Source organism: Kitasatospora sp. DSM 101779 (genome assembly GCF_025655475.1).
Lineage (GTDB): Bacteria > Actinomycetota > Actinomycetes > Streptomycetales > Streptomycetaceae > Kitasatospora.
Genome location: NZ_JAHTIK010000001.1, coordinates 6,855,494 through 6,861,628, shown reverse-complemented (window position 1 = coordinate 6,861,628; position 6,135 = coordinate 6,855,494). Strand labels below are relative to the sequence as shown.

At 72.3% G+C, this 6,135-nt stretch carries 7 protein-coding genes; all 7 read right to left on the bottom strand.

Annotation, left to right across the window (positions count from 1 at the left end):
• Positions 1–105 precede the first annotated feature (105 nt).
• Positions 106–405 (bottom strand): hypothetical protein, encoded by a 300-nt coding sequence (locus KSNIM_RS31245; protein ID WP_263106478.1) that lies wholly within the window; start codon positions 403–405, stop codon positions 106–108.
• Positions 398–847 carry a YbaB/EbfC family nucleoid-associated protein gene (locus tag KSNIM_RS31240; RefSeq protein ID WP_263106477.1) on the bottom strand — a complete coding sequence of 150 codons (450 nt, stop codon included), beginning with the start codon at positions 845–847 and terminating at the stop codon, positions 398–400. Before KSNIM_RS31240 ends, KSNIM_RS31245 begins: the two co-directional genes overlap by 8 nt.
• A gap of 153 nt (positions 848–1,000) precedes the next feature.
• Entirely contained in the window at positions 1,001–3,109 is a 2,109-nt protein-coding gene (locus KSNIM_RS31235; protein ID WP_263106476.1) for a hypothetical protein, read from the bottom strand.
• A gap of 78 nt (positions 3,110–3,187) precedes the next feature.
• Positions 3,188–3,562, bottom strand: a complete 375-nt coding sequence (locus KSNIM_RS31230; protein WP_263106475.1) for a hypothetical protein — start codon at positions 3,560–3,562, stop codon at positions 3,188–3,190.
• 19 nt (positions 3,563–3,581) lie between these two features.
• Positions 3,582–3,881 carry a WXG100 family type VII secretion target gene (locus KSNIM_RS31225; RefSeq protein WP_263106474.1) on the bottom strand — a complete coding sequence of 100 codons (300 nt, stop codon included), beginning with the start codon at positions 3,879–3,881 and terminating at the stop codon, positions 3,582–3,584.
• Positions 3,882–3,912: 31 nt separating this feature from the next.
• Complete coding sequence (locus KSNIM_RS31220; protein ID WP_144298752.1) at positions 3,913–4,239, bottom strand: hypothetical protein; 327 nt, start codon at positions 4,237–4,239, stop codon at positions 3,913–3,915.
• A gap of 85 nt (positions 4,240–4,324) precedes the next feature.
• Entirely contained in the window at positions 4,325–5,785 is a 1,461-nt protein-coding gene (gene eccB / locus KSNIM_RS31215; RefSeq protein WP_263106473.1) for a type VII secretion protein EccB, read from the bottom strand.
• Between the last annotated feature and the right edge of the window lie 350 nt (positions 5,786–6,135).

The following is a 6,135-nucleotide window of genomic DNA, read 5'->3' as shown; positions in this document are numbered from 1 at the left end:
ATCGACACGGGACGGACTCCTGGCGGGGAACGGGCACGGCGGCGCCCGGGGGCGGACGGACGGAGGGCGGGCGGCCCGCCCCGGCAGGGCGGGCCGGACGGCGCGTCAGGGCAGGTGCGCGGCCCGGTCGTCGCCGTCGTTCAGGATGTCGGCGGTGTTCTTCCCGCCCTGTCCGGCGTTCTCGACGGCCTGCTGCACCTTCTTGAACAGCTCGGTGATGATGCTGGTGGGCTCGTCGACCTGCTGGTGGTACGTCTTGCCGAGGTCGTCGTTGCCCGCCGAGCTCTTGTTGTACTGATTGATCTCCCGGGTCTTGGCCTCGATCTCCTTGAAGAGGTCGGCCAGCTCCGGGTACTTGGCGAACTTGCTCTTCAGGTCTTCCAGCGAGGTCAGCCGGTCACCCACGGAACTCCTCCTGCCGGTCGCGCCTGCGCCGCTCCTCGGCCGCCTCCTCGTCGGCGAAGCCGGGCCGCATCTGCCGCAGCGGGGCGAACAGCGACTCCAGTTCCGTGCCGCCGGTCATCGAGGCCGCCAGGGTCTCGCCCAGCCCCTGGAACTCGCCCATCGTCGCGGCCACCCGGTCGCCGAGGTCGGCGCGCGCCGTGTTGAGCACGTCGGTGACGGCCTTGGCGAGTTCGGCCGGCGCCATCGAGCGGTAGCCGGTGGTGTGGAAGGTCAGCGACACCACCTGTCCCTGAGCGCCCACCACCGCGGTGACCAACCGGTCCCTGGAGGTCGCCGAGGCGGTCGCCGTCTCCAGTTCCCTGGCCGCCGCGGCCATCCTGGCCTGCTGCTTCTCCAGCGCGGCCATCGTCTGCTCGATCTGCTCGGCGAAGGACAACTCCATCGGCCCGCACCTCCGTCTCTTCCCGCGGGCACGCCCCGGGCCCGGCGGCGCCGGGCCCGGGACCACCGGTCCATTGGGCTGTACGGTTCTCTCTACGGCCGGACGGGACCCGCGGGTTCGACGACCGGCCCGGGAAGGCCGACGGTGTTCCGCTCAGCGGCCGATGACGCCCGTCACCGCACCGGAGTCGGTGCCCCAGACCTCTTCGTCCTCGGTCAGCCAGGTGGTGCGCTGCCGCTCCTTCTCCGTCTGGCCCGCCCCTGCCCCGCCGAGTCCGCCCATGCCCATCGGGGGCATCATCGGGCCGCCCATGCCGCCGGTGGTCGCGATCCCGCGGCCCAGCAGTTGGGACTCCTCGGCGGCCTGTTGCGCGGCGGCCTCCTCCTGGGCCAGGGCCCCGGCGGCCGAACCGCCGTTCAGCTCCGCGAGCCGACCGCCCGTGCCGACCGTGGGCGGCCCGGCCGTGAGGGAGCCGAGCGCCCGGCCGCCGGAGCCGCCGAGACCGCCGAAGGAGCCGGTGCCCGGGCCGTCGGAGCCGCTCCACGACGACGGCGGGACGATGAGACCGCCCGTACCGGACCCGCCGGTGGATCCACTGCCGCCGCGCAGGCCGAGCGCGTGCTCCTGGTCCGCCAGCAGCTGGGAGAACGGCGAGACCGTCCGGCCTTCGGCGTCCCGGACGGTGCCGTCCTTGTCGACGGTCGAACCCTTGTCGAGCACCACGGGATTGCCGTTGGAGTCCAGCACCGGCTTCCCGTCCGGGCCGGTGACGGTGCCGTCCTCGTTGACCTTGGAACCGGCCGGGACCTTGAAGACGCTCCCGGCACCCGTCGGGTCCGGCTTCCCGACGGTGGTACCGGGCGGAACGGTCCGGGGCTTGCCGTCCGGGCCGAGCAGCGGCTTGCCGTCCGGCCCGATGAGCTCCCCCTTGCCGTTGATCGTGGTGCCGGGCGGCACGAGCAGCGGGTGGCCGTCCTTGTCGAGGAGCGGCCTGCCGTTCTTGTCCAGCAGCGGCGCCTGCCCCCCGCCGGTTCCGCTGCCGCCCTTCCCGGTGTTGCCTCCGATGCCGCCGAGGTTCCCGGTGAGCGGGGGCGGAGTCCCACCACCGATGTCCTTCTTGCTGTTCGGGTCGTCCTTGAGGTCCGGGCCGCCCTTCGTGTCCGGGCCTCCCTTGGTGTCCGGGCCGCCCTTGCTGTTCGGGGTGGTCGGCGGCTTTTCGGTGGGCAGGATCATCCTGGGCGGGTCGAACTTCCCGAGCCGGGCGGCCGCGGTGTCGTAGGCGGCCGTCACCAGGCCCTGGACGTTGATGGCAGGCATGTCCAGCATGAAGACCACGTAGAGCTGCCACCAGTTCTTCGCCGTCTGCTCAAGGGCCTGGGCGAACCCGTGCTCCAACCCGCTCTCCGGCGTCGGCCCGCCCGAGGTGTCCACCCAGGTGACGTTCCCGCTGGCGTCCTTGGTCGGCGTCAGCGCCAGCGTCGTCCAGATGAAGGCCAGGTGGAGGCAGGCGTGCGGCCAGGCCATCCTGGAGTCATCGGCCAGGTACTTCCAGCCGCCGCCGAATTCTCCGTACGGCGAATTGCCCTGCCAGCTCTGCCAGGCGTTGAAGAGGTCCTGCGCCGCCTTGCGCAGCGCGCTCCCGGCCGCGCGCAGTTTCTCCGCGTTGTCGTTCTTGGTCTCCTTGCCGGCCTTGCCGTCACCGCTGACTCCGGACCCGCCGAGCCGCCGGTGCAACTGGTCGAACTCGGTGCGCAGTCCGATCAGCACTTCCCTGAACCGGTTCGCCGCGCTGCCCTGGAAATCGCTGTCCGCGCCGTCCACGTGCTCCGCCCAGCCGGCGATTTCGCCGATCCGCTCGATGCACCAGGTGTCGACGCCCTCGATGAGGTCGGCCGTCGACGTGAAGGTCGCCGGGTCGGTGGTGTCGTTCCGCCCTTCGTTCAGCAGCGGTTCGAAGACGTGCTGCCCGGCCCATTCGAACCTGCTGAGGATGCTCTTGTCCTTGTCCCAGAGGTCCCAGCGGTACGTCGCGCCGATCAGTGTGCTGTCGCCGTCGCCGTAGGTCCATTCGGCCCACATGTCGAAACCGGTCTTGCGACTGTCGTTGTTCCCCACCATGTCCGTCTGGACGTTCAGACCGCCGAGCCAGGCCTCGCCGACCACGTCGTCGCGGGTGGCGCTGTCGGTCAGCGAGGTGGGCGCGAACGCCCTCACCATGTCCTCCCAGGGGTGGGACACGGGGGACGTCTTGGGATCTGCCATCTTGTCTTCCCGGCTGTAGAGGACGGACCGCCCGCCGGGGCCGGGCGGATGCTCCGGCGGGCCCGGCCCCGGCGGTGGTCAGGTGACCTTCGGCGGAGTGGACGTGGGAGTCGTACCGCCGCCCAGCACGTCCTGCAGGATGTCGAGCATCTGGGCTTCGGTCAGGGAGTCGCCCTCCCCGTCCCAGAGTTTCGCCTTCGCGTTCTGGAGGTCGACGATGATCTTGTCGACGCTCCCCCTGATGGTCTCCAACGCGTCGACCAGGCTGCCGCGGTACTGCTTGACCTGTTCGCGCAGGTTCGCGATCGGCACGAAGGTGTCGTTCCCCGGCAGGAGGACCGGGCATTCGCCGATCTTGAACTTCTCGGCCTTCACGTCCCGTTCGAACGTGTCCAGCGTGTCCGCGAACTTGTTGAGGCCGTCGAACGAGACCTCGATGTTCTGCTCGACCATGGATGGACGCCCCGATCCGTCAGGTGAACTGCTTGCCGGCCTGGCCGTCCGATTCCGTCATGATCTCGTGCATCGTGGTGAGCGTGGCCGCGGCGGCGGCGATGTCGTTGTCCATCGCACTCGCGTTGGCGCTGACCTGCTGGGAGAACTCGTGGAAGGCAAGGGCCGCGGCGCCCTGGAAGTGGCCTCCGTCGATCACTGCCCCCAGCTTGTTCATGAGGTCGCGCAGGCTGTCGTCCATCATGTGGCCCGCCTGCTTCAGTTCGGCCGCCGCCTGCGAGACGGTCTCGTGGTGGAGCTTGATGCTGCCGAATTCCATGGGAAACGGTTCTCCTTTCTCGGTGGTGGTCTCAGTCGCCCTGCAGGCCCTGGTAGATGCCGTCGGCGGCGTGGGCCCGGGCCTCCTCCTCGGCGTGGTTCAGGATCTGGTTCGCGCCCTGGGTGGACTGCATGAAGTGCTCGAAGGAACCGGTGACCTTCTGGTAGCGGGTCATCCAGTCCCCCACCTTGTTCTGGAACACGGTGGAGGCGCCGGAAATGTAGCCCGTGGCCAGCTCCTCCTTGATCCGCTCGACGGTACGGCCGGCGGTCACCATGTTCTCGATCTGGTGCTCCAGGTCGGCGAGGACCTTGCGGATCGCCTCGTCCTCCTTGGCCAACGTGCCCTGGTCAACCATGGTGTTCTCCCTTCCCTGCGCTCGCCGGGCGGACGGCCCGGCGGGGATTCCTGTTCAACACAACGGCTTTGCGGCACAGGCTGGTTCAGCCGCACGGAAGAACCGCCCGCGGCACGGCCGCGGCGGTCGGCGAGGCGCCCGTGCCGTCACCGAGGGCGGCCGGGTCGAGAGCGGGCCCGGACGGCAGCAGCCCGAGCACCGCCGAGGGCACCCCGCCCGGGGTGCGTCCGCCGTAGCCGAGCTGCTTCGCCACGGCCGGCGACGGCAGCGGGTAGCGCACGCCGGTCTCGGTGACCAGATACTCCGCGGTGCCGACGCCCGCACCGGACAGCGCCCGGACGAGGGCTCCGCGGCCGGGCCGGACGGCGATCAGGTCCGCGGTCGCGCAGGCGCCCGCCGGCGTGCCGGCCGGAACGGCCGGAGCGCGGCCCGCTTCGGCCTGTTCGGCGGCGAGCACGGTGACGGTGGTCGTGGGGGGCCCGCTCCCGGCGTGCACATCGGCGCAGACGCCCTCTCCCCGCTGCGGCACCACCAGAGCGGGCGGCCGTTCCGGGATACCGGCGCCCGGCGGGGCGCCGGGCGCGGTGTGCCCGGCGAGGTCCATCGCGCCGATCGGCGCGGCGATCGGCGCGGCGCCGCCGTAGGCGTCCTTCTGGGTCCGCGGGTCGCCGAGCACCAGCCCGTACAGGGTCGGGGTGAGCGGCACGAGGCCGCCCCGGGTGAGCAGGTAGTGCGCGCCGCCGGGCCCGTCGAAGAGCTGGCCGACCCGGGTCGGCTTCCCGCCCAGCGCGGGCCCCGCCTCGCCCCGTCCCGGGACGGGCGGTGCGGCGAGGTCCGGCCCGGCGGGCAGCGCGTCCAGCAGGCCGGGCCGGACGGGCAGGGGGGTCGCTCCCCCGTAGCCGAGCGCCTGCAGTGCCTGGTTCCCGGTGTCGACCCGCAACTGCTGGCCCTGCCAGAGCAGGTGCACGGAGCCGTCCGGCCGGGAGACCAGCAGCCCCTGGTCCCTGGTCAGGGCCCGCCCCTCGGTGGACGGATCGACCAGGAGGCCCAGCCGGGGCGCCAGCGTGCCGGCCGGGCCCGGCCGGGCGGTGCCGCACACCAGCCAGACGCCCCCCGCCAGGTCGGCCGCCTGCGGCAGGCCATCGGGGGCGCCGACGATTCCGATCGGCAGGCCGCGCGGGGCGTCCGCGAGCGAGCGCCGGCTGACCTGACGCACCGTCATCCGGTCGCCGGCCACCAGCCGGGCGCTGGCGTCGTTCAGCACCGGGTGCAGCTGTCCGCCGACGTAGAGGTAGCGGGCGCCGGTCTCCTCGACCACCACGAGGGTGCCGGGCGTGGCCCAACTGTCGTTGCCCCCGGGGCTGATCATGCCGTACACGGCGATTCCCAGTCCGACCAGCACCGCCAGTGCCAGCCCCGTCACGGCGCCCCGGGTGGTCCGCCCGTTGGGGGTGTCCGGTGCGTCGGGTTCCGCGCGCAGCATGCCCGAGGCCATCCTGCTGAGCACGAACATGTGCGCCTGCACCTGGTCACGACGGGACTGCATCCGGTTCCTTCCCGGCTCACGGGGCACGTTCTCGGCTTCACCGGACGCGCGTCCTGCACGTCCTCTCGTGTGTCACGGGCCGTGGGCGCCGCACGGTTCACGGGGACCGGAACGGCGCGGCCGGCGGAGCGGGAGCCGGAGCGGGAGCCGGGGCGCCGCGGGCCCTGCCGGCGAGCGGCGGACCCGAGCCGGGACCGCAGGCTCCGACCCCGGCGCGCCCGGTGAACCCCGGGGCGGCCCGCGGCCGTAGAACCCGGCGATGAGTGCCTTCCGTTCCGGCTCCGCCACCGGCGACGCCCCGCAGCCCGACCCGCCCCGCCGACGGTTCGGCCGTCGACGCGGGGCGGCCG